The following is a 24,804-nucleotide window of genomic DNA, read 5'->3' as shown; positions in this document are numbered from 1 at the left end:
AATATTGAGAAATTAGACGTTGTTATATCAAAGAAAAAAGCTCGGATTTTAACCCGAGCTTTTTTCTTTGTCTTTTTTATTAATAAAATTCACTTAATGCTTGCTGCAATGTTCCCCTTTTTCTAGTGTCCGGGTTAAATGTGATCCCCGAGTCTGATATCTGTTTTACAACTTCTTTTCTTAGCCCTGTCAAAACGCTTGAACATCCCATCATGGAAATGCCATCAATAATTTTATTGAGTTCGTAAATTTCCTCTAATTCCATATACGCAATCCCTGACAAGTCCATTATAATAGTTTCAATACGCAAGTCTGATACTTCTGTTAAGACTTTTTCTTTAAGAATACTCATGCGATTTGAATCCATAGATCCAATTAACGGCAATATGCAAATAGAATTATCGATTGGAATAATTGGAACAGATAGATGTTCTACCAATTCCCTTTGTGCTTTAAGTAAAGAGTCCTTGTATGTGGAGTAACTAATGAAAAAAGTATTTAAAAATGTATCAATTCGATTATTAATCTCTTGTTCCAACTGAAAAAAGTCACATATGTCATATTTGTCCTTTTGCTCATTGAACTTCTGTATGAAAACCCACAAGGTTCTGCGGATTGCTTGTACCCACTCCAACTTAAATGTTAGTTCTATAGCATGGGTAGCCCAAGCTATACCTTCTTGTTTAGCAAATACTTTAAGTTCTTCAACTTCTTGATTTATCACGTAACCCACTGTTTTATGAGCATTGTTCACGAGGTCAATATTCCCAATAGTTAGAATTTCTTTGATCTTATCTTTGACATTTACTGCTTCTGATAACAAGATAGAATCAAATTTTTCCATATTTGCCTCGAAGTAATCTTTTAATGTGAATGAAGGTTCATATCTTAGTTCCATCATTTCTCCCCCTGAAAATTTTTGAGCATGATTAAAGGCCTCATCATACTGTTTTCCCCTATTAATCATACCACCTTCTCGAAAAATTAGGCAGTTTAACCCAAATCATAAAGCGTGCTCTCATACAAAAAGGCAGACTTACTTGTCCTAATCAGGACGAGTAAGTCTGCCTCTTTTGTTCATCGAAACTTAATATAAATTACGATAGCCACAATCGCTAAGAGAAATGTGACCCCATAAATAATACCCAAGATTGGAATATTGGATTTTAAGGAGGATGTTTCGTAGTCTTTTGAACGCTGTAGCTGCGCCTCTGGACTGTCCCCTTCTTGTTCATATTTCTTTATTTTTTTGTCTTCTTGAAACACCACGTACAAAGTTCCGCCTAATGTAAGGATGAAAAGTATGATTAAAAATATAATCAACGGCCAACTCATTGCTATTGAACCTCCCTGACCTCACTTTACCCTCATTATACCACGTCCCGATAGATTATAACCTACGATCCGGCTACCGCCTTTGTCTTACTTTCTTTTCCAAATGGAAGCACATGATAAATGAGTAATAGAATTGCCCCTACTAAGGAAAGACTGCCCATACAAAAGTAGAGAAAGCTACCTCCAGCAGAATCTATTAAAGCTCCTCCTCCTAATGAGCCAATAATTCCAGACAATCCAAAGAATACAGAAACGAAAACCAAGTGTCCGGTAGATTGTAGGTTTTCTGGAATTAATCTTGTGACATATTGGAAGGCAGATAAATAAAAAATTCCAAACGTCAAACCGTGTAGGAACTGAAAAGCAACGATTAAAGCTGGATCGTCAAAGGCCGCATACATGTACCACCGTATGCTATATAACACTCCCGCAATGATGATAAAAATAAGTGGGTGAAATTTTCTAAACCAAAAGCCTGCTAACGCAAAGACTAGGGCTTCACTCGCTACACCTAGGAACCATGAGATCCCAATTAACCCTTCCCCGCCTCCTAGCTGAGCGATATATATCCCGATAAAGCTATCACTAGCACGATGAGTAATCGTTATGAACATGACTAGAAATAAAAAGATGAGAAAAGGTGGGTTTTGAATCAGTTCTTTCACATCTCGTAGTTGGATGGACCTTTGTTCGGTTTTCACATCCGTCAATGTTAAACACATCACCAAACAAGCAATCCCGAAAAATAAATAGGGCCAAATCATATGTTGGACACCCGTTCTTGCCAAAATTTCTCCAACTAACAAAGAAGAAATAGCAAACCCTATGGAACCCCACGTACGAATCGTACCAAATGAAATTCCTAAAGCATCCGATCTCCTTTGAGCTAAACTATCCCCCAATGCCCCAATCGGAGAGACAAAAAAGTAAAAAATAGCCGCCATTATTAAAATCGCCGTTAAGGAACTCATTTGAAAGAAAATAACACTACTAATAAGTAACCCCATTAAACAGATCATTAATACCTTTTTAACCGTTTGATACTTATCGCTCATATATCCCCAAAACGGTTGGGCAAAGATGGAGGCTAATGGGCCAATAGCTAACACCCAACCAATTTCCGTTCCACTTAACCCTTTAAACTGCAAGTAAAGAGGTAAAAAACTAACAATAATCGTATTGGACGCATGAAAACAAAACAAAAGCGATTTTAACGGAAAAAGTGAATCTTGATTCGCCACAGATGTCTCCCCTTCTGATTGAAATAAAACACGACTTATCGCCTAGGATGGCAAAAGTCGTGTATTTTCTTATCGTACAAACAAAACCTTCCTCCCCTAATTTCTAAGGCGAAAGGTCCACACTCAACCTTTGAGATTTGTTTTTTCTCTGTATTATCGTTTTGTCACAACTGCAATGGTACAACGACAAATGGAGATTAATCGATCCTTTTCATCGACAATTCGAGCCTCATACACCATGCTGCTTCCTCCCTGATAGATCACGGATGCAGTGGCTGTAACCAGCCCATCTCTCTTGGAACGAACATGGTTTGCATTGATTTCTTGACCGAATACCGCCTTTTTTTCTAAATCCACTAGACTGGCAGCTCCAAGACTAACAACCGTCTCTGCCAAAGCAACCGATGCTCCACCATGCAAATATCCAAATGGTTGATGAGTTCTTTCATCTACTGGCATGGTCGCAATACAGGTACCATCTGGTTTGACTTCTTTTATTTCGATCCCCAATGACTCCATTAAGGTATCCTTCGTACGGAATAAACTCATGACCTTTCCCCCAGCATTTATGTAATAAAAACAGTATAACATAGCAAGCGTTTTCAAGTGTCTTATAGGTCCCATTCACCAATTTTTAGAAAATACGCGCATATAGTTTCTTTTTCTTTATAAGCATGTTATACTTAAGTTCACTTATTGTTGTTCGGTATGTGATTGATGAAAGAAATAATGACTTTTTAGTTGATTATCGTCTGGAATGATTATATAGAGCAAGAATAGTAATAAACGCGCAAGACGCAATGGAGGAAAAACAATGAACAACGGTACTGTAAAATGGTTTAACGCAGACAAAGGTTTTGGATTCATCGAAGTTGAAGGTGGAGACGACGTATTCGTACACTTCTCTGCAATCCAAGGTGAAGGTTTCAAAACATTAGAAGAAGGTCAAGCAGTTTCTTTCGATATCGAAGAAGGCGCTCGCGGACCTCAAGCTGCTAACGTAGTTAAAGCGTAAGCTAACCATACAAACCAAAAAGCTCTTTCTCTTCGGAGAAAGGGCTTTTTCTCTGTCTACGAACTAGCATCCACTCGGTAAAGGTGATATAGTATCGATAACCTACATATAGACGAACATTTATGATGTAAAGGAGGTTCTAGCGAATGAAATATAGGATCCACTCCATTAGCGTTGGGAAGCCAGATACATACATATTTAATGACCGCCCTCTTCGTACAGCCTTCGTTAAAAAATCTGTAAAGGAGAAGACTTGGCTCTCCAAGCAAGGATTGCAAGGGGATGGACAGGCCGATTTAAAACATCATGGCGGGGAAGAAAAAGCATTACTTATGTATAGTGCCGATCATTATCCGTATTGGGAAACTACATATGAGAAACCATTTCCTATCCCATCCTTTGGAGAGAACATTACGGTTATAGGTTTAAAAGAGGAGGATGTTTCGATAGGAGATACCTTCTTACTCGGAGAAGCCGTCATACAGGTATCGGAGCCAAGAGGACCCTGCTATAAAATAGCGGAGGTAAACCAATTGAAAGACATAACCGCCATGGTAACCAAAACAGGTTTTACCGGTTTCTATTTTCGAGTGCTTCAAGAAGGCTATGTCTCTCCTACGGATGAATTGGAGCTTTTAGAAAAAGCATCGGACACCGTAAGCATTCCCTTTATTCAAGACACTATTACTTTTCACAAAAAAGATGTAGAACAACTCCAGAAGATACTAGCCGTTGATACACTCTCTACCGATTTAAGAACAGAAATCGAAAAAAAGATAGAAAAAGTGCTGAAACAATAGACGTAAATAGCGTCATTCATAGATCCCATACAGTGGGATCTTTTTGATTTCTGACTCTCTATATACATATACCTTACCTTCTATTTGTGCTATAATTTAGTCAATTGTGCATCATTTTAGTTTAAGCTGAAAGTGAATAGGCACATTTTAAAAATATGACATATTGGAGTATTCCTATGGATTTTTATAAACAGAAATTTGATAAGTTTGGAATTGAGATCCTTGCTGATCGCTCTAACTTGGAAATTACGAATTTCTTTTCGGACCTCGTTTTTGTAATGAAGGTAGAACAGAGAGCCTTCTATTATTACTTTATGAATGAGTCAGCACAAGAGCATACGAACTTGAGTGAAGACAGTTATGGAAAAAAGCTTCAAGATGTTCTCCCCGAAAAGGAGACCGAGCGGATTCAAAAGGAATACGAAGAATGTGTATCACGACGAAACCTCCACGTTTATGAAGATTACTTTTTAATTGGAAAAAATAAAATATATAGCCATACGGTTCTTACGCCTATATTAGATGACCGAAATGTGTGTCAATACGTCATTGGTGTGACAAGAAATATTTCGGAAAAGAAAGAATATGAGAACCAACTCCTAAACCTTGCTTATTATGACGATTTAACAAATGTATATAACCGAAGGGGCTTTACCCAAGCCTTAAAAGAAGAAATAGAAAAAGCAAAGGCCCACAATCAATTTCTCGCGGTCATGTTTTTAGATGGAGATAATTTTAAACTAGTTAACGATACATACGGGCATGAATATGGCGATCGGTTGTTGAAGATGATGGCACATCGCCTCGTGCAACATAGTAAAACCAACTTAGTAGCACGAATTGGTGGTGACGAATTCGCCATATTACTTACATCTCTCTCTAATATCATAGACCTAAACAACTTCTGCGAAGAACTAATCGAACAATTCAACCAAGACTTCATCATACAGAACCAAACGACCAAGCTGACTTTATCTATCGGCGCTGCTATCTACCCTAATCATGGAGAAGATCCGGCAGATTTATTAAGGAACGCGGATAGAGCATTATATATGACAAAAAGATCCGGTAAAAATAATTTTCAAATTTACGATTAAGTAGACCACTTAGGGCTTTTAAAAAATTTATAGACTGAGTTGATTTCCTCTGCGGGTAGTCGCTTTCCGCGGGCACAGCCTAAGCCAGGCAACTAGATACAAAAAAGATAATCCACTTATAGATTCCTAAGTACTAAAAGGAGAGAAGTCAGGCTAGAAAGCTTAACTTCTCTCTTTACTTTTATCCGCTTCGTTCGGATTTTCTAATACGATACGTCCGTTTTCCAAAAGGACTTGTAGTTTGTTCGCTTTCCCAATCCCGATGGCATCCAAATAGTCTCTTGGAACCTGGAGCCTTCCTGTCTTATCTAATACAGCTAATTCCACATGAGAGTCTTCTTGGCCTGCCGCTTCTTGTTCTTCTCTTAAGACATCCTCATAATACGACTTTCTCAATATTTCACTTGAGGTTCTTCCATCTCGAATTGCGACGACACGATCCATTTTTTTCGTCAACTGCATGTCATGAGTTACGATTACAATTGTAACTCCTAACTCTTGATTCAACTTCCGAAACACGTCTAATATAATATCAGCCGTTTGTGTATCTACACTTCCTGTCGGTTCATCCGCAAGTAAAAGATTCGGATTATTCGCTAAAGAAATCGCAATGGCCACCCTTTGCTGTTCTCCACCGGAAAGCATATGAAGCTTATTATTAGTTCGATGTCCCATTCCGACCATTTCTAGAAGTTGCTTCGCCCGTTCTCGTCTATATTTTCCTTTCAATAGCATAGGAAGTTCTACATTTTCAAGTGCTGTTAAATAGGGCAGTAGGTTTTTCGCGTTATTCTGCCATATAAAACCGACCGTTTCTAATTTATATCGTACCAAGTCCTTATCCGACATGCGCAACAGGTCTTTACCATCCACGACAAGCTTTCCAGCAGTAGGGCGGTCCAGTCCTCCCAGCATATTTAATAAGGTGGACTTCCCACTTCCACTATTTCCGATGATTCCCATCATCTCTCCCTTTTCCACCTTCAAATCTAAGCCTTGAAGGGCCATAACCTCTAAATCATCGTCCACTTTATAAATTTTCACTAGATCTTCACAAGTTATCATGAATCCTCACCTAACTTTACCGCTTGATGAATGTTGATTTTTCGTAATAAGGTGACGAGTATCGTTAAACCTATTCCCAGCATAATGACGACAAACAAATAGATCTTTAGCTCATCACTTGCTGCGAATATCACCTCGAATGGTGGCACAACTTGAGTTGGGTCAAAGGAAAGCTGAAACAGCGGAACAAACAAACGACTCGTGATACCTCCGACTAGAATGCCAAGCATACACGCGACACCTGACGTCATAAGCTGTTCCCATATCAATATGCCAATAAGCTTATGAATAGGAATCCCCATGGCTCGATAAATCCCATATTGCAAGGTTCTCGACTTCAGTGTGACGGTCCAATATAACAAGAAGCCGATGAAGCTCAGTAGGATGGAAATAATAAACCCTAATGTCAGCATGCCATTTAATCCTAACAAAAAGGCACTGTTTTTTAGCTCAATTACCTTTGGTTGATTATCATCCATACGGACAATAGGTAATTCGATATTTTTCATACTGGCGTATATATCTGCCCTCGATGCATTCTCATCTGCTTTTAACCATACTTCATATGGCTCTAATCCCATAAGGTTTTGTACATATGGCAAATTTGCTACAACCAAGGAAGGAGTATTTCCATCTTCCTTTTTTTCATTAGGATTAAAGGCTGGCCAGTAATCAACTATTCCATATATCACAAACTCTGCGGAATCCGAGCCGTCCCATTGCATCGTCATATAATCTCCTACTTTAGCCCCTAACGACTCTGCGGTAGTTCGGGAAATGAGTACAGAACTTGGTTCTTGTGCTAAAAGGTTCAAATATTGATACCAATGATGATCCAGTAAGGTTGGCTTAAACCAAGCTGTTTCTCCAAACTTTTTCGGTTCAATAGCCATAAGCTGTGCTGCAAATATGGTTTTCCCATTTGTTTCTGCTTTAACCGCATCTTTTTCAAATACTTTCGTCACTTGTTCGATGCCTTTTATTTCCTCAAAAGGTTCAAAAGGCGGCTCCGTATAAACGATGACATCAGATGCGGACTCTTCTTTTCCTTGTTCTTCATTTGTCGCTTCCTCTTGCCCCCCATAAGTGCTTGCTTGTATGGCATTACTGTCCCATTTAGTTTCCATGGTAATATCTGCACCATTTTCATAGAGGATTTGCTCTTCTAAATTACCGTTAATAGTTCTGGCTGCACTGGCACTAAACACCCCCATCCCAATCGTCATAATGAGAAATACCATAAAAAACTGATATTGCTTCGCAGAGCGACTAACTTGAACAAAAGTCGCATAAAGCGAGATGGACCAAAACTTTTCCCCTAGCTTATTAATCAGCTTTAAGAGCAACGGATAGATTCTTAAAATAAATAACCCTAAGCCAATGATAAAAATAGCTGGTAAGAAAAATAAGGTAGGATCAATCGGCATTTCTGCAGATTGTTCCGCGTATAACCCACGGTTCGTTTTAAATGTAAATAACCCGTATATAGCCAGAGATAAAAGGACAAGGTCTAACAGCACCGAATACCATTTATATCCCTTTACTTGATTGGCAAGCTGATGCTTTTGGTTAATAATACTTTGTTTTGAAGCCTGAAATACAGGAATCATTACCATGACTATCGCAACTAATATAGCAAGAAACCCATATAAGAAGGACTGTGCTTGAAGGTGAACTGGCAAAGATGTTCGCTGGACGAATTCAAGAAAGCCATTCGTTCCCCCTAATATTTTGCATAGAAATAAGCCGATCGGAGGGCCTAAAACAAATGCAAGTGCACCTAACATGCTAATTTCAATGAAATAAATAAGAAGAATTTGAGCCCGCTTGGCCCCCCTACTCGCCAATACAGCAATCTCATTCACTTGGCGGTTAATAATAAGTCGAGAAACCATAAATAGATAAACTCCTAGCATGACGAGCACTGGAACATTGAGGGACCACAGCATCATAGTGAGTTGGTCCCCTTTAGATTCATAGGATCCAATCAAATCTTTCGTTGGAAAATCAACAAGTAGGATCGTGTCCATCCTGTCTGCTATCTCTTCGGATACCTTATTTTCCAGCTCGAGTAATGTAGGGATATCTTCTTTAAATAATTGCGTGTAATCAAAAGCAGACACAAACTTCGATGTCTCCAGTAAAGTAATATGTTCCTCTATGAAAGAAGAACGATAAAGCGATTCATCTACAATAAAATCAGAGCTATAAGAATCTGGTGGTAAAGAGGCCCAATAAGGATCATTCAGGTCTTTGGAAACAAATGTCCCCACTGGTCGAACCTTTATTTTTGTATCCCCTTTATGGAGGACGAACGTATCGCCAAGTACCATATCTCGCTCTAACAGTGCCTTTTCAGGAACAATCGCTTCATAGACTCCATCTACCAATCTATCTTTTGGAAAACTTCCATCTGTAATTGTGATGTGCTCCTTTATATTCGTAAGTGCGAGTAGTTTACCACTCTTCTGATCCGTAGTCGTTTCTTTATCTAAAAAGGTGGCAGACATCGGAGTTGAGCTCAATATTTCAGCATGAGCAGAAAGAGGGATACCGGTTTCCTTAATCATTCCTTCATGCCATTCTTCTATGTTTGTTAATTCCTTTGAAACATCAATATCCTCATCCTTTGTAAAATTGACCGAGTAGCTAAACTCTCCTGGATATTGTTGTTCTTCTTGATAATAGTTTTCAAGCTCACTAGCTAGAAGCTTATGAAATACAGCTGACATGTATGTTGGAATGCTAGAAACAAGAGAAACTGTTAACAACAAACCTAAGAATAAGCTTCCGGTCAGCCAACGATTATTGATCATTTTCCGAAAAATTATTTTTATGATGGCCATAATCGCATCTCCCTACTTAAGAATAACTTTTTCTCCCGCTTCTAAGCCTTTCAACACTTCTACTTCTGTATCCGACATGATTCCAATCTCAATATCCTTTTCCCGCTTTGTTTCGTCCACCATTACTTGTACATAATTTCTTCCTCCAGTAGTTCGAAGGCCATTGATCGGGATTACTAAAGTATCTTTCTTTTGTTCCATTACAATTTCCATTTCAGCTGTTGATCCAATTTCTACCGCTTCCGGCTCCTTTTCTAAATCGATTAAAAGGCTGCGTTCATATAAGTCAGGGTCTTGTTCAGAGACCTCTGCTGGGACGGTTTCCGGCGTTTGAGCGACCTTCCCTTTAACTTCTTTTCCATCTATCGTGACGGTTACATTCATCCCAACCTTCACTTCCTGAATATCGCCCGCACTTACCGCTGAATATATAAGCTGTAAATTCGAAGTATCGGCAATCTCCACTAAAGACTGGAACGGTTCTACCGTAGAACCAAGTTTCACATCGGTAACAAAGGTAACAACCCCATTAATGGGGGAAACTAACTGAGAGGAAGTAAACCGGTTTCTTAATTCATTCAATTGTAGAGCAATACTTTCTTTATCTAGCTCTGCAATAGATATGGTATATTTATCCGCTGATTGTGCCTTCAATTGGTCCAACTTAATTTTTGCTTTCTCCCATTCTATCTCCATTTTTTGAATCTCAAAATCTACGTTTCCATTATCCATTTCTACTAAAGTTTGTCCTTTTTTCACCGTATCCCCTTCTGCTACTAAGATTTTCTCTAATCTTCCACCTTGCTCCTCATAAAATAACCCTTCGTTGTACGCTGGCATAAAGGTCGCTGTACCCGTAATACGATTTATAATCTCACCCTTTTTTACTTCTGCTACATCATAGTTTACCTGCGCAGGCTCTACTAAAGGAGGAGCAACCACCTCTTCTTCTTTCGGCATAATCGAACAGGCACTTACAACAAGAGTGAAAGGCAATATAGCTATGGACAACCTTATCCATTTCTTATTCTTCTGCAAATTGACCATCCTCCAATGTGTACACATGATCGACGATTTCTAAGATACCTGGATCATGCGTCGTCATAATAACCGTTGTATCTGTATGTGTAAGTAACTCCTGAAAGGCATGAATAATATGAAAAGCCATTCTCGTGTCCAGTTCAGCTGTAGGTTCATCTGCCAAGATAAGCGGTGGCTTTAGGGCCATTGCTCTTGCTACCGCTACACGCTGCTGCTCGCCACCAGACAATTCAAACGGCCGATGTTTTTTTCTCTTCGTCAATCCTACTAATTCGATCGCCTCTGCCACTCTTTTTTTCCATTCCATTCTATCGATTCCAGCAATCCGGAGACCAAACTCTACGTTCTCTTCAACCGTCATCATTGGAACAAGACCATAAGATTGAAAGATAATCCCCATTTTGGAACGACGCATTTCCGTACGCTGCTTTTCCGAGTATGAGCTGATTAGATGACCCTGAAAGTGGATCTCCCCTTTACTTGGTTGATCCAATCCTCCGATAAGATTTAACAAGGTCGTTTTCCCTGAGCCTGATCGCCCGCGAAGGGCAACAACTTGATGCTGCGGAAAGTCTGCTGTAATCCCTTTTAAGACCTTAATTTCTCGGTCCCCTTTCCCAAAGCTCCGCTCTACCTGTTGTAGCTTCAACAATGCCTCCATTCTTTCACAACCTTTTACACAAATTTAAGCGCTTACATAATAAGTAATTTCATTATAGCAGAAACGGAAAAGAAATCGGTTTCCTTTTTGAAAAATTCAGTTACTTTTTTCCTACTCTTGATTTTCTAATTTCATCAGGTGAACAAAAAAATGGCTAACTATCAATCAGTTAACCATACTAATTAATCACTATCTTATTGCCCTTCTAACATCGCCTTAATCCCCGCTATGTTAATACCTTGATCAATAAGCTTCTTGATTTTCTTTAACCGCTCAATCTCAGCCAGAGAATAAACTCGCCTATTCCCATCATTTCTACCAGGTTTTATGAGCCCTTGCTCTTCATAGTACCTTATTTGTCTTGCCGTAAGCTTTGTTAACTCTTCCACAACACTAATCGGAAAAGTTGATAAGTGATCAGGGATGGCATCATTCATCCTCATTCCCCCCTCTTTTGCAAATCGTGTATCTATGATGAATGACTTTTGAACACGATCTCACATGATTAACACAAACATTATTTTAACTGAGCAATATGTGTATAAACCTCCTTCAAATCTGAAAACCCACGTTCTCTTGTTAGTTGTAGGCATCTCCCCCATAAGTGTGCGGTTGCTTTCGCATCATGTAACGCATGATGTCTCTGATCTATCTTGATGCCGTAATGCTCGCAGCATTCATCTAGAGTATGCAGATTGGATTGAGGATCGATTACTTTCATTAGAAAAGAGGTATCAATCAGTCGATGCTGAAAGGATGTTTTCAATACCGACCAGGCAACATGCTTCATAAATCTTTTTTCATGGCTAGAATGATGGGCAACCAACGTATCACTTTTAACAAAATGAAAGAATTCTTTTAGGACTTTATGAATAGGAGATGCCGACCGAAGCTCTTCAGCCGTTAAACCCGTTAGTTTCTGAATGTCCTCAGAAGGGCCATCTTCATGATAAATTGGGGAATAAAAGGTCTCTTCTTCTAAAACCCCCTCTCCCTTCATACGGACGGCTCCAATGGAAAGAATGCTATCCCCTTTATCCGGGTAAAATCCGGTTGTTTCTATATCAAAAACAACCACCGGTAGCTGATCAAATGGAATATGCAGGACATCCTTTGCTTTCAGCTCTCGTTGAAGCTGTCTCATATAAGCAATTTGATTCGGGTCTGTTTGATTCAAAGAGCCACGGCTAGACAACTGTTTCACAAATTGCATCATTTGATTCATCACCATGTGGAACACTCTTTTTCTAGAATCGCTTTCGTCTCTGAAAAAAGCTTATAACCTGTTTTCATCAATAGCTTTAATTCATGCTTTTCTTCTTTCGTTAACGTATGAAGCGGAATGTGGTGGACTTCCTTATAATTCCTCGCATCTTTGCGTGATCGAAGTCTGAATGCTAGTAGTTTCATAAAATCTTGTTCATACTTTCCGATCAAAACATACATTTGCTCCGGTAACGTTTCAAATCTAGATAAAGTAGATGGACTAGTTATCTCTTCTTTTAAAGCCAATAATCGCAAAGCGTTTACGTATGGGAAAAAGACCGTTTTCTTTAAATGAATACTCCCTGATTGTTCCCCGTGAAGTTCCGGCAGAAGTTGGCCGAATACACCTACTCCTTTTTTTATAAAATCAACGTTATCGATAAACCGTTTATAGAGCCGAGGATTTTCCCTAATGATTAAAAATGCACATTGCTTTAACTCCTCTAAATAATCATCACTACCGATTAGTACACGTGAATCAAAGAAAGTTGAAAAGTGACGCAAAGATTGCCAGCTTGCTTCCTCTAACCAACTCATTATCTGTCCTTTCCAATCTATACGCGATTGACACCATAACGGATTTGAAGACATAACCTTCCCGTCACATTCCTCGTATCCTACTTCAACCAAACCGTTCTTTATTTCTTCTCCTAGTGCCAGAAAATAAGATTGATGCTTCATCTCCCCTTGATAGATAATACCGTGGTCTTGGTCACTCCAAATAGACTGTTCGAACCTGCCAGCACTTCCCATTAAAAAGAAAGCAAAGGGAGCAGGAGCACAGCCCCACTCTCCTTCTACTTTTCTTATCGATTCATGAACCGTCCGTTTCATCACTTCATCATGCAGCGCATTTAATTCAAAATGGTTAGTGCACACGTCTTTCATTTTTTCATAGCGCCACTTTTTAATTGCTTTGTACCTACTCACCATTTCCAACCCCTTGGTCTGGATCAACGCCTTGGAGCAATTCCAAGCCATCCATACGAAAGCCTTGTTTCTCCTATACTAATATTCAGATTCTCCAACCTAAGTATAAGGAAAAGCAAGGCTTTCGCAATAAAAATATAATTCTTATTTGCACAATTCAACTAGGCTATGCCTCTAAAGTTTGACGAGACGTTCATAGAAATCTTCTAGACTTATAGACAATACCATTCGTTCCACCGTTATACATTAAGCACCCTTTTTATCGTTTGGATGCGGAATGTTTTCTGGATAACCGTAACCACCGTGTTCACTTAAATCTAAACCGATAATTTCTTCTTCTTCCGATACACGAAGTCCTCCCATCACCATGTCCATCCCTTTTAAGATGATGAAAGAGACAACAAAAGCGTATAGACCACTCGCGGCAACACCAAGTGCTTGAACACCTAATTGCTCAAACCCACCACCGTAGAAGAGACCCGGTTTCCCCCAGTCGATTTCAGATGAAAATGCTGGTACGGCAAATAGTCCATTTGCAAGTGTACCCCACACCCCAACTGTACCGTGAACAGAAAGTGCAAAGATTGGATCATCAATTTTCGCTTTATCAAAAGCTTTCATACTGAAGACAACGATAATACCACCAACTAGACCAATAACGACGGCTGCCCAAGGTTCCACGAATCCAGCAGGTGCAGTAATGGCAACAAGACCAGCTAACGCACCATTCAACATCGATGGAACATCTGCTTTTCCACTAACTGCCCAAGCAACAAACATAGCAGCAATCGCACCAGCTGCAGCACCTAACATCGTATTAAGTGATACAAATCCAAAGAAAGCATCCGCAACACCGAACGTACTACCACCGTTAAATCCAAACCAACCTACCCAAAGAAGCAGTACCCCTAATGCTGTAAATACTTGGTTATGTCCCGCAATTTCATTGGAAGAACCATCTTTGTTAAACTTCCCAATACGAGGCTTCAAGATAATCGTTGCAGCTAATGCAGCCATTGCACCCGTTAAGTGAACAACCGTAGACCCGGCAAAATCCTGTTTCCCGTGACCAGCTAACCAGCCGCCGCCCCAGATCCAGTGTGCAACTACTGGATACACGAATACCGAGAATAATACCGCAAATACAACATACGCTGATAATTTAGCACGTTCTGCAAACCCGCCAAATGCAATTGTTAAAGCCACTAATGCAAATACCATTTGGAACATAATGTCTACGCCAGGTGCTAAGCCTTCCCCAGAGAAAGATGCATCCCCGTAAAAGAAGCTACCCCAACCGATAAAGGCACCATCAGATCCGTAAATCAATCCGTAGCCAACTGCCCAGAAAACAACTGCCCCAATACCAGCCGTGAAGATTGTTTTTCCAGCAATGTGACCAGCGTTTTTCATCCTCGTCGAACCGGCCTCCAGTAAAATAAATCCACCTAGCATAAGGAAAACGAGGACCGTACCAACCATAACCCATAAATTATCCATTAGTGCTATTTCCATATAATTTTCTCCCCCTCTATGTGACATCAGTTAACATCACTTGTTATATGGAACTTTATCAGTATCGAAATATTCACACAATTACTTTGTTAGATAATCTTACAAGGTAATTTTTTAAACCAAACCCTTACAGGGAGAAGGGATTCGGAGTGGTATCGCTTCCAACACTGACGTAGAGAGGTTCTTCCAACGGTGGAGTTTTTTGGTATTTAAGGACCTCTTTGCTTATTTAACCTGCTTACTTATCTTTCTTTTCTAAGCGATTAACAATTTTTTCCGCAAGTAGATGGCTTTTCAAATCTTTTTCATATCCAATGTACGTACCTTTTTCTTTTCGTACAGAAGCAAGAAATGATTCTACAATCGCATAAAACCCTCGCTTGTGTAATGTCGGTTCCCAATCATCTACAGGATATTTTTGAATGGATTTATTTTGGTGGGAGAACACTTCACTCACATTTTCAACAATTCTCGTCTCCTCTTCATTCATTACTTCCAATCGTTCCTCTGTTGTTCCTGCCTCTCGATTCATAATACCAATTGCAATTCCTTCTATAGCCTGAAGCTGTATTACAACCGAATGTAAGTCATCCTCTACCAATTTACCCGAGATTTGTGTTTCCTCAATCTGATAAGGAAAAAGATGCAAAACCGTATCAATTACATGAATAAAGTCATCAAAGATAAAGGTCCGTGAACCCACAGCATGGTGCCCTCGATTTTTCTTCATAAGAATCATATTAGGATTGGGGATTTCTCCTAGAGATTGATAAGGTGGAGCATATCTTCTATTAAAACCAACCATAAGGACAAGCCCTTTTCTTTGCGCCTTTTCGATTAGACGTTTAGATGAAGAACCATTGTATGTAATCGGCTTATCCACATAAACGTGGATATCGTGATCGAGTAGTTGATCGATAATAGCTTCGTGGGATGCTGTAGAAGAATGAACGAAAGCTGCATGAATACCTTGACTAATCAGCTGATCCACTTGCTGACACGAATAAGTAAAACGATACCTTTCTCTTAAGTCGTGTAATGTTTTTTTATTTCTGGTACACATACACACCTCTATCCCTTTTGTCTGCGCGAGTATAGGTAGATACGCTTTTTGAGCGATATCACCAATTCCAATGACTCCTATTTTCATAAAGCTATTTCTCCTTTCATAATCACATTTGTTTTATCTAGTCAATAGCTCCTCATTTTGTGTTAATTATTACCAGCATCAAAAAACAAAATCCAATTGTAAAATGCTTGAAAACAACTTATAATTATATTATTCTACAATATTCTACAAAATTTTATACTCTCTGCGCGTAGGCATCCATAAAAGCACCTAACATTCTAAACTTGCAATTTGCCCTCAGCGGAAGGATATAAAGTTTTTCAGCTAGGGGGAAACCAAGTGAACAGCGTACAAGAAATGCAATTAAAGGACTTGATGAGAAAGAATACACTTATGTTCATCACCATACTCGTTTCAACAGTAGCGGGACTTGGATTGGCAATTGTTCAACAAAACACGTTTAGTACATATATATACTCCGCAGATGTACTATCATTAGTCGTCCTTTATTTCCTTTTTCAACGTATTTTAAAAAAGCCAACTGTGTTACCCTACGTAATGATTGCTGTTATTTATCTATTTTCTATCATATCAGTTGTTTTTGATGATAGTAGTGTCCGACTAATGTTAATCCTTTTATTTTTGACTGTGTTTTCTGCTGTACATCTGAATATTAAAATCTTTTTACAAGGTTATTTGTTAGGGTTAATTGTGCTATTTATTAATCATTTTACCGCAACAGCCGACAAAGAATTGATTCAAGGATTGTTAAGCACGTATTTATTAGTGTACGTTTTAATCGGGATTATCTTTTTTGTCATTATTCGACTTTCTGAAAACCAAAAGAAAAACGTTCGAACTTTCCTACTAGAATTAGAGGAAAATTCTAATCAAAAGGAACAACAAAAAGCTTATCTTGAGGAAAAGGTTGCTTCCATCCTTTCCAACATGGAAACAATTAATGAGCAATTTCAAAAAAACGTCTATGCTCAAAAAGAAATGGCTTACGCGATCAATGAAATATCAGCGGGGAGTCAATCGCAATCTGAACAAATCGTAGGAATCTCTCAAAATACGAATGAAACGAAGAACAATATGGAAGAAGTGTACACGGATTCTATTAAGCTATACGAGGGGTCTAATGAAATAAAGAGCAATGCGGAAGATGGTCAAGACAAGGTGAATAATTTAACGGAAAATATTCATCATCTTCAAACGATTATTCAATCCTTAAGTCAGTCATTTACCGTATTAACAGAGAAGATATCAGAGACGAACCAGTTTGCTGATACCATTAGAGATATAACAGAACAAACGAATTTGCTCGCTTTAAATGCTTCGATTGAAGCAGCACGTGCTGGCGAGGCAGGAAAAGGATTTGCTGTAGTCGCGGAGGAGATCAGAAAGCTTGCTGATGTTACCGGCCAAACAACGCAAAAGATCACCCAAAATCTTTCTGAATTAAATAGCAGTAATAAAGAAGCGATTGAAAAAATGGAGCAAAGCGGAGAAACTATTGAAGTCAGCGTTGCTTCCACAAAAGAGGTTTCTGGTTATTTCAATACAATGACCGAAACATTAAAGATGTTAAACAAGGGTTTAGAAGGATTTACTCACTTGTCCCAACAGGTACAAGGACAATCTAATGAAGTTGAGAACTCTACCAATGACTTGGCAGCCATTATTCAAGAGGCATCAGCTAGCCTTGAACAAATGAGTGCGACAGTAGACGGATTGACGAACAGCAACGAAAACTTATCCGAACTATTAAACGAGACAGTCCAAGAAGTTATTAAAATGAATAAGCAATCTGTAAATTAAAGAAAAGCCTTCACACAATTGTTGTGTGAAGGCTTTTCTTTATGCTCTCGGACTACTCTCAAACCCAATTTGCTTATGGGTTCCATCACAAAATGGTTTATTCTTAGAATGTCCACAGCGGCAAAGGGAAAACGCTGGCTTCGTTTCGAATTTGTTTCCTTCCGCATCCAGTAACTCGACATCCCCTTTAACGAGCATTGAACCATTATCTCTAATCTGGATGGTCACCTTTTGATTTTCACTCATGTTCATTACCCCCTAATCTATATAAATAGTAACGCTTATTTAATGGTAATGTCTAATCGAAAACGGTATGCACCTTATTATAGAAAAAAGGTTGTGCAAGTTAGCACAACCTTCATACTCCCTATCCTTTTAAAACAACCTTCGTATCTTCCTCTTCCGCCGGTTTAGACTTTTTAATAAAGAACGCAAGGATAACGCCTAAAAGAGAAAGAGCTGTCACGACAATAAAAGCGATATTTACACCATAGATTTCTGGAAAACTAATTTCCGGGCGATCGGCAGCTGCTTCCCCTGTGTTCGTCATCACGGTTACGAGTATGGCAGTCCCTATAGATGCTGCAATTTGTTTCATCGTGTTATCCATTGCTGCACCATGGGCAATCAATCGTTTTGGTAGCTGATTCAATCCTGCAGTCGCAATCGGCATCATCACCATAGATAACCCAAACATTCGAATACTGTACATGACTGTAATGTAAGTTAAGGACGTATTAGGTCCCAAATCCGTAAACAGGAACGAAGAGACTGTAATAATCGAAAGTCCTGTAATAACCAACCACTTTGCTCCAACTCTGTCAAAAATACGACCTGTTATTGGGGACATGAGACCTGTTATTAAAGCACCCGGTAATAAAGCAATACCAGCCTCAAAAGCGGTAAAGTCCCTGATATCTTGCATATATAAAGGAATGAGCGTTTCCACTCCAATTAGTCCCATAAAGGTAATCATTCCAATGGCCACCGCAATCGGAAAAATAGAAATCGTAAACACCCGAAACTCTAACATAGGATGCTCGAGTCGAAGTTGTCTTAAAATGAATACGATCAACGCTAAGACTCCAATCCCTAAAGATAGAATTGTAATCATGCTGCCCCAGCCTTCATTACCTGCCGATGTAAATCCGTAAAGCAACCCACCAAATCCAAAGGAAGATAAAATAATCGAAAGAACATCAACTTTTGGTTTTGTTACTTCGGTGACATTTTTCAAAGCTATAACAGCTACGATGATATCGATAATTGTGATTGGAAGAATAATAAAGAATAAAACACGCCATGAATAATTGGAAGTGACCCAACCTGATAGCGCTGGACCAATTGCCGGTGCGAATGATATAACGAGACCGACTAATCCCATAGCAGCTCCCCGTTTATTAACCGGGAATATCATTAAAAATACAGTTTGCATAAGTGGTAGCATAACTCCAGCACCACTAGATTGAATCACGCGTCCAAGTAATAAAATTTCAAAGTTAGGTGCCAATCCTGCTACAAGCGTTCCGAAGGCAAAGACACTCATTGCTGTTATAAAGAGCTGTCTGGTCGTGAAACGTTCTAATAGAAAAGCACTAACTGGAATCATAATTCCGTTTACGAGCATGAATACCGTAGTAAGCCACTGAGCACTATTGGCCGTTATACCCATTTCATCCATAATCGGCGGGATAGCCGTGATCATTAACGTTTGGTTTAAGATTGCAATAAAAGCTCCCGCGAGTAACAGTGCGACAATTGTTGTTCGGTTATATGTTGGTGTTGCCACTTTCTCATTCCCCATTCTTTTTGTTAGAAATTCTTTCATTCATATCTATAAAGAGTACACGATTTTTATGATTTAATCTATTGGATTAACTTGAATGTTGAAAATAAATAAAAAAGAAGCCGAAGCTCCTTTTTTCTGAGGATGTGCTACTAAATATATACACTTCTTCATAAGGTTGTACGATAACAACAAAACCTTCTCTAGGGAATTCATTTTCAAATCGATTCCTTAAGAAAAGTTCAAGAACTACTCACCTATACGAAATTCTGGAGTTAGATGAATTGGATGACTCTACTGTATAGTTCGGATCTGTAATGATAGGCTCCAATGCGTCACATTATAAAAGCATATATTTTTCCCGCAACTACCTGTAAAGTGAGTATCGTAGTGGTAGTAGTTGATAGCTAAGGATTTCCATCCCATATGACATTGTTACTGGATTTTCACTGAATAATTAATATATGCATAACTATCATATTTGTTTACAGAATCTTTATGTTTAACGTGAACGACTACTTTATACTCCCCACTTTCAGGGGTCCAAGTAAACTGATCGGATGTACTATAATCTCTCAGCACTTTCCAGGCTGTCCCGTCATAGACGTGAAAAGCATATAAGATGTCTGTTGTTTGGGTTACATTCGCTTTCAATGTAACGTCAGTTCCTGCCACCTGTGGACTAGCTTTGTCCACCGTTAAGCTATTTACCTTAACAGGCTCCGACACTTGATAATAAAGAACTCCATAATCGTCATAAGCTTTGCTAGAATTTTTGTCTTTGACATGAATACTAAACTTATAATCTCCTGCGCGACTCGGTATCCACTTAAGCGTATTAGAAGTCGAATAATTCTGTAATACACGCCATGTTTTTCCATCATAAACATTCACTTTATAAAGCTTCTCTGTTCCACCTGTTGCATTTGTAGTCAATGTGATTGGGACTCCAGCAGGTTGCGGACTCCCCTTATCCACATCAATGGATTGTACTTGTACAGGTGCAGTCGTAATTTTATAATCTAATGTCATATAATCATCATAGGCATTAACAGAGCCTTCTTGTTTTACATGAACGCTAAACTTATAGGTTCCAGGTTTAGTAGGTGTCCAAATAAAAGAATTCGAGAGATTATATTCTCTTAATTGCTTCCAGTCTGTTCCATCAAACACATAGAAAGCATACAATTTATTTCCTAATCCAATTGCCTGAGCTGTTAATGTTATAGATGCATTAACTAGTTGTGGGCTTTGTCTATCTGTTTCTATCTGTGTTAAAGCTACTGGTCCTTTTAAAACAGAATAATTGATATATGCATAACTATCATATTTGTTTACAGAATCTTTATGTTTAACGTGAACGACTACTTTATACTCCCCGCTTTCAGGGGTCCAAGTAAATTGATCGGATGTACTATAATCTTTCAGCACTTTCCAGGCTGTCCCGTCATAGACGTGAAATGCATATAAGATGTCTGTTGTTTGGGTTACATTCGCTTTCAATGTAACGTCAGTTCCTGCCACCTGTGGACTAGCTTTGTCCACCGTTAAGCTATTTACCTTAACAGGCTCCGACACTTGATAATAAAGAACTCCATAATCGTCATAGGCTTTGCTAGAATTTTTGTCTTTGACATGAATACTAAACTTATAATCTCCTGCGCGACTCGGTATCCACTTAAACGTATTAGAAGTCGAATAATTCTGCAATACACGCCATGTTTTTCCATCATAAACATTCACTTTATAAAGCTTCTCTGTTCCACCTGTTGCATTTGTAGTCAATGTGATTGGGACTCCAGCAGGTTGTGGACTCCCTTATCCACATCAATGGATTGTACTTGTACAGGTGCAGTCGTAATTTTATAATCTAATGTCACATAATCATCATAAGCATTAACAGAGCCTTCTTGTTTTACATGAACGCTAAACTTATAGGTTCCAGGTTTAGTAGGTGTCCAAATATATTGATTCGAAGAAGAGTAATCCTGGAGCAGTTTCCACTCTGTTCCATCATAGACATAAACTTTATATAACTTTTCTGCTCCCCCAGAAGCATGAGCGGTTAACGTAATTGGTGTTTGAATATTTTGTGGACTAGGTTTATCTACGGTTATATTTTCTGCATCCAACGCAATACTCTTGGGAGCTTGTACAAGTCCAAAGCCAAAAAAGCTATCTCTTCCCGTTATTCCTAAATCTATTGCAGAAATTTCTAACTGTTGTCGAATTTTTACGTAATCTAAGTCAGGATTTGCTTGTTTCCATAACGCCAATGTACCTGTTACATAGGGAGTAGCCATCGAGGTACCACTCATTTGTACATATTCATTATTTATATAGGTACTTAGTATGGATACACCGGGTGCAGCTATTTCAATTTCCGAACCAGTGGCTGAAAACGCCCCTCGTTTATTAGAAGAGTCTGTAGCAGAAACTCCAATGACATTCTGGTATTTTGCAGGGAACTCCACCGTATTGCCGGTTCCATCTGCATTACCATTATTCCCACCAGCAGCCACAACAAGAATCCCATTTGAATATGCTTCATCAATCGCTTGTCTTAATGCCAAGGAATCTGCTGAAGTACCTAAGCTTAAATTAATAAGATCCATTTTGTTGGAGATAGACCAGTTAATCCCCGCAATAATATCGGATACATGACCTGTTCCATCTTTCCCCAATACTTTTACCGCGTACAGGCTAGAATCTGGAGCAACCCCTAAAGTACCTATGTTATTATCTTTTGATCCTATAATACCGGCTACATGTGTCCCATGCCCGTTATCATCATAATAGGAGTCCGTATAAGACGTAAAGGACACACCAGCTGAAACCACTAAATCTGAGTGTGGGGCAATACCAGTATCTAAGACTGCAATTTTAATCCCTTTTCCAGTTAGATTAGTGGTATGGGCTTCTGCTGCCTTCGTTTTATAGATGCCCCAATCTGGAAGTTGGCCAGCTATTACAACTTTCTGATCAATTTCAACACGCAATACATCTTTATCTTTTTCAAGTATAGGAATTAATTGCTCAGGTACTTCCCCTGTAATCATATTAAAATTAGGGTAAACTTGATCGATTTCTCCCTCTACTTTTGTGAATGCTTCTTTATCTATAACATTTTTATATATAACAATAACTCTTTCAGTTGAAGATTCAGCATGTACAATAGACGTAAATAGGATGCTAAACAGGAATAGACCTAGTAAGGAAAAACCAATTTTTTTCATAACTATTTCCTCTTTTATCTCTAGTTTCTATGTTAAATATAATCCATTTTTATATAAATTAATAGATACATTTTTTTACATCCATTTATATACATAGTTCTGATTAAATCTTTCAATCTATGAATAAAGAGCTTTAAAACATGAATGAGGAACTTTTCAAACAATACATTACAGAACGGAATGGCAATATCAAAATGATAGTTCTCTTCCTTAAACCATTCTATGAAAAATTTGGCTTAGGTTTACACACCCAAAGAAATAAGTAACGCCGAAAAATGCAATACTGAATTCTATTCTACTTAAACCAGCCCTTTTCCTTAAAACGCTTTACTGCTTCAATTCGATTGCTTACATCGAGTTTATCCAAAATAACCGAAATATAATTTCTTACTGTACCTGGCGTAATGAATAATTCCTTGGAAATTTCTTTCGTATTTTTTCCGTCCGCCATCAGCATAATAACTTGTTCTTCTCTTTCCGTTAAAGGATTCTCTTCACTTCCATACATCATGTCCACTAATTCTGGGGCATAAATTCGCCTTCCGTCCATAATGGAACGGATTGAGTTTGCCAGCTCCTCACTTGGACTGTCCTTAAGGAGATATCCACTGACCGCAGCTTTCCGTGCTCGTTCAAAGTAACCGGGTCGAGCAAAGGTAGTAAGAATAACCGTTTTGCAAGGATGATCCTTTAGCTCCTCTGCAGCATCCAGTCCACTTTTTATCGGCATTTCAATATCCATCACGCAAACGTCTGGATTAATGGATTGAACTAATCGAACGGCTTCCCCACCGTCACGAGCCTTTCCAACGACCTCCATATCCTCCTCTAAATCTAGAAGAGATCCTAAGGCGCCAAGCAGCATCCGTTGATCCTCTACAATGACAATTTTAATCATACAGGCTCCTCCTGATTCCTTTGTTTTATAACGTTCGGAATACGAATTTTAAGAATCGTTCCGTCTGAAGATAATAAATCTATGGTTCCATTCACAAACTCTAATCGCTCTCTCATTCCTACTAATCCATTTCCCGTTTGAATAGAGTCAGGCGTAAATCCAACGCCGTCATCACGTATCACAAGTTCAATATGTTCCGTTGATTCCTGAATCGAGATATAACAATGGTCTGCTTGGCTATGCTTTACTACATTTGTAACAGCTTCTTTTAAACACATGCTAAGCACATTTTCAATTAACGTATCTGGTTGCTGGAGATCCTGAAACCCATCCATATGAGTTTGAATGTCGGCAGCTATTAGAATCTGCTTTACTCGAACGAGCTCTTCTACTAGTCTTGCACCCCTCATATCAGATACTAGTTCTCTTACTTCTTTTAAAGCTGTCCGTGCCGTTTGATGGATGTCTTTCAACTCATTTTCTGATGTTTCTGGCTTTGTATGGATTAATTTACTTGCTAATTCACTCTTCAACCCGATTAGGGATAGCTTTTGCCCAAGCGTATCATGCAAATCTCGTGCAATTCGTTGCCTTTCTTCTAAAACCATTAGTTCCGATATCCTTTGGTTAGCTTGCTCCAGTTCTCCCTCTAATTTCTCCCTTTTTACCCGATTAAACATATTCACAGGTATTAGGATAATTCCGATCAAACTGATAATTAGAAAAGGGAATTGCGTCAGGAAAGCATCTGTATCGGTAATAAAACCATAGGCGATAGCTGCAATTGTTAATACTAAATGCACAACATAAAGCGATATAAAGCCTGATTTGCTCTGGATATTCCCAATAAAAAAAGCAAGAAATAATGAGAAATAAATGTAACCGAAAAGCAAGGTCATCACTATACTTATGACCATTTCCATGCCAACACAGATGTACACTAAGCTCCCTTTTCCTCGGGACAAAAACGAAAGACGATAAGAAACAAAAAACAACACAATCATAACAATGCCAAATATAATCTCCATTAAATGGGAAGAGCGAAAGATAAAATAAAAAGGAAGAATACAAAATATTAACCAGACATATAAGCTTAATCCCGTATTTTTCGGAAAAATATGGTACCAATGCTGCATAAGGACCTCCATCAACGTTTATATCTAAATTATATCAAAAGAATAG

23 protein-coding genes are annotated in these 24,804 nt (G+C 38.7%); 4 read left to right on the top strand and 19 right to left on the bottom strand.

The genetic code is table 11. The features are described from left to right. Window positions 1–79 precede the first annotated feature (79 nt). The 4 genes from KO561_RS01450 to KO561_RS01435 all read right to left on the bottom strand — a co-directional run bounded on the left by KO561_RS01450 (window position 80) and on the right by KO561_RS01435 (window position 3,125). Window positions 80–898 (bottom strand): STAS domain-containing protein, encoded by an 819-nt coding sequence (locus KO561_RS01450; protein WP_231095370.1) that lies wholly within the window; start codon window positions 896–898, stop codon window positions 80–82. A gap of 179 nt (window positions 899–1,077) precedes the next feature. Beyond that, the gene (locus KO561_RS01445; protein ID WP_231095369.1) at window positions 1,078–1,335 is read right to left on the bottom strand and encodes a hypothetical protein; all 258 of its coding nucleotides are present in this window, start codon (window positions 1,333–1,335) and stop codon (window positions 1,078–1,080) included. A 62-nt stretch (window positions 1,336–1,397) separates the two neighbouring features. Beyond that, a complete protein-coding gene (locus KO561_RS01440; RefSeq protein ID WP_231095368.1) occupies window positions 1,398–2,576 on the bottom strand; it encodes an MFS transporter in 1,179 nt (392 codons plus the stop codon). A 153-nt stretch (window positions 2,577–2,729) separates the two neighbouring features. Next, window positions 2,730–3,125, bottom strand: a complete 396-nt coding sequence (locus tag KO561_RS01435) for a hotdog fold thioesterase (RefSeq protein WP_231095367.1) — start codon at window positions 3,123–3,125, stop codon at window positions 2,730–2,732. A 265-nt stretch (window positions 3,126–3,390) separates the two neighbouring features. Between KO561_RS01435 and KO561_RS01430 the strand changes: the two genes are divergently transcribed. The 3 genes from KO561_RS01430 (at window position 3,391) to KO561_RS01420 (ending at window position 5,488) form a co-directional block, all read left to right on the top strand. Beyond that, entirely contained in the window at window positions 3,391–3,591 is a 201-nt protein-coding gene (locus KO561_RS01430; RefSeq protein WP_231095365.1) for a cold-shock protein, read from the top strand. A 146-nt stretch (window positions 3,592–3,737) separates the two neighbouring features. After that, window positions 3,738–4,391 carry an MOSC domain-containing protein gene (locus KO561_RS01425; protein WP_231095364.1) on the top strand — a complete coding sequence of 218 codons (654 nt, stop codon included), beginning with the start codon at window positions 3,738–3,740 and terminating at the stop codon, window positions 4,389–4,391. A 176-nt stretch (window positions 4,392–4,567) separates the two neighbouring features. Beyond that, a complete protein-coding gene (locus KO561_RS01420) occupies window positions 4,568–5,488 on the top strand; it encodes a sensor domain-containing diguanylate cyclase (protein WP_231095363.1) in 921 nt (306 codons plus the stop codon). Window positions 5,489–5,650: 162 nt separating this feature from the next. Here the strand turns inward: KO561_RS01420 and KO561_RS01415 are convergent, their stop codons facing one another. The 9 genes from KO561_RS01415 to KO561_RS01375 form a co-directional block, all read right to left on the bottom strand. Next, the gene (locus KO561_RS01415; protein ID WP_231095362.1) at window positions 5,651–6,553 is read right to left on the bottom strand and encodes an ABC transporter ATP-binding protein; all 903 of its coding nucleotides are present in this window, start codon (window positions 6,551–6,553) and stop codon (window positions 5,651–5,653) included. After that, window positions 6,550–9,399, bottom strand: coding sequence for an ABC transporter permease (locus tag KO561_RS01410; protein ID WP_231095361.1), 2,850 nt, complete (start codon window positions 9,397–9,399; stop codon window positions 6,550–6,552). Before KO561_RS01410 ends, KO561_RS01415 begins: the two co-directional genes overlap by 4 nt. A 12-nt stretch (window positions 9,400–9,411) precedes the next feature. Beyond that, a complete protein-coding gene (locus tag KO561_RS01405; RefSeq protein WP_231095360.1) occupies window positions 9,412–10,437 on the bottom strand; it encodes an efflux RND transporter periplasmic adaptor subunit in 1,026 nt (341 codons plus the stop codon). Next, window positions 10,424–11,101 carry an ABC transporter ATP-binding protein gene (locus tag KO561_RS01400; RefSeq protein WP_231095359.1) on the bottom strand — a complete coding sequence of 226 codons (678 nt, stop codon included), beginning with the start codon at window positions 11,099–11,101 and terminating at the stop codon, window positions 10,424–10,426. The genes KO561_RS01405 and KO561_RS01400 overlap by 14 nt, the downstream gene beginning before the upstream one ends. A 194-nt stretch (window positions 11,102–11,295) precedes the next feature. Continuing rightward, window positions 11,296–11,538, bottom strand: a complete 243-nt coding sequence (locus tag KO561_RS01395; protein ID WP_331000816.1) for a MerR family transcriptional regulator — start codon at window positions 11,536–11,538, stop codon at window positions 11,296–11,298. Window positions 11,539–11,618: 80 nt separating this feature from the next. Then, complete coding sequence (locus KO561_RS01390; protein ID WP_231095358.1) at window positions 11,619–12,332, bottom strand: exonuclease domain-containing protein; 714 nt, start codon at window positions 12,330–12,332, stop codon at window positions 11,619–11,621. Further along, window positions 12,326–13,300 carry a DUF294 nucleotidyltransferase-like domain-containing protein gene (locus KO561_RS01385; RefSeq protein WP_231095356.1) on the bottom strand — a complete coding sequence of 325 codons (975 nt, stop codon included), beginning with the start codon at window positions 13,298–13,300 and terminating at the stop codon, window positions 12,326–12,328. Before KO561_RS01385 ends, KO561_RS01390 begins: the two co-directional genes overlap by 7 nt. 243 nt (window positions 13,301–13,543) lie before the next feature. Beyond that, a complete protein-coding gene (locus KO561_RS01380; RefSeq protein ID WP_231095354.1) occupies window positions 13,544–14,812 on the bottom strand; it encodes an ammonium transporter in 1,269 nt (422 codons plus the stop codon). Between the two features lie 238 nt (window positions 14,813–15,050). Further along, window positions 15,051–15,962, bottom strand: coding sequence for a Gfo/Idh/MocA family protein (locus tag KO561_RS01375; RefSeq protein ID WP_231095352.1), 912 nt, complete (start codon window positions 15,960–15,962; stop codon window positions 15,051–15,053). 258 nt (window positions 15,963–16,220) lie between these two features. On the opposite strand from KO561_RS01375, the gene KO561_RS01370 reads away from it, so the two are divergent. Beyond that, the gene (locus KO561_RS01370; RefSeq protein WP_231095351.1) at window positions 16,221–17,702 is read left to right on the top strand and encodes a methyl-accepting chemotaxis protein; all 1,482 of its coding nucleotides are present in this window, start codon (window positions 16,221–16,223) and stop codon (window positions 17,700–17,702) included. Between the two features lie 39 nt (window positions 17,703–17,741). Here KO561_RS01370 and KO561_RS01365 read toward each other — a convergent pair whose 3' ends face one another. The 6 genes from KO561_RS01365 to KO561_RS01340 all read right to left on the bottom strand — a co-directional run bounded on the left by KO561_RS01365 (window position 17,742) and on the right by KO561_RS01340 (window position 24,758). Continuing rightward, window positions 17,742–17,948 carry a CDGSH iron-sulfur domain-containing protein gene (locus KO561_RS01365; protein ID WP_231095350.1) on the bottom strand — a complete coding sequence of 69 codons (207 nt, stop codon included), beginning with the start codon at window positions 17,946–17,948 and terminating at the stop codon, window positions 17,742–17,744. A gap of 121 nt (window positions 17,949–18,069) precedes the next feature. Further along, the gene (locus KO561_RS01360) at window positions 18,070–19,491 is read right to left on the bottom strand and encodes an MDR family MFS transporter (protein ID WP_231095349.1); all 1,422 of its coding nucleotides are present in this window, start codon (window positions 19,489–19,491) and stop codon (window positions 18,070–18,072) included. Between the two features lie 432 nt (window positions 19,492–19,923). Then, window positions 19,924–21,273: a triple tyrosine motif-containing protein gene (locus tag KO561_RS01355; RefSeq protein ID WP_231095348.1), complete on the bottom strand. Its 1,350-nt coding sequence runs from the start codon at window positions 21,271–21,273 to the stop codon at window positions 19,924–19,926. Beyond that, window positions 21,270–22,724, bottom strand: coding sequence for a S8 family peptidase (locus KO561_RS01350; RefSeq protein ID WP_231095347.1), 1,455 nt, complete (start codon window positions 22,722–22,724; stop codon window positions 21,270–21,272). The genes KO561_RS01355 and KO561_RS01350 overlap by 4 nt, the downstream gene beginning before the upstream one ends. A gap of 295 nt (window positions 22,725–23,019) precedes the next feature. Then, window positions 23,020–23,622 (bottom strand): response regulator transcription factor, encoded by a 603-nt coding sequence (locus KO561_RS01345; RefSeq protein WP_231095345.1) that lies wholly within the window; start codon window positions 23,620–23,622, stop codon window positions 23,020–23,022. Then, window positions 23,619–24,758, bottom strand: coding sequence for a sensor histidine kinase (locus KO561_RS01340; RefSeq protein ID WP_231095344.1), 1,140 nt, complete (start codon window positions 24,756–24,758; stop codon window positions 23,619–23,621). The genes KO561_RS01345 and KO561_RS01340 overlap by 4 nt, the downstream gene beginning before the upstream one ends. Between the last annotated feature and the right edge of the window lie 46 nt (window positions 24,759–24,804).

Source organism: Radiobacillus kanasensis (assembly GCF_021049245.1).
Taxonomy (GTDB): domain Bacteria; phylum Bacillota; class Bacilli; order Bacillales; family Amphibacillaceae; genus Radiobacillus; species Radiobacillus kanasensis.
This window is presented reverse-complemented; position numbering and strand designations above follow the sequence as displayed.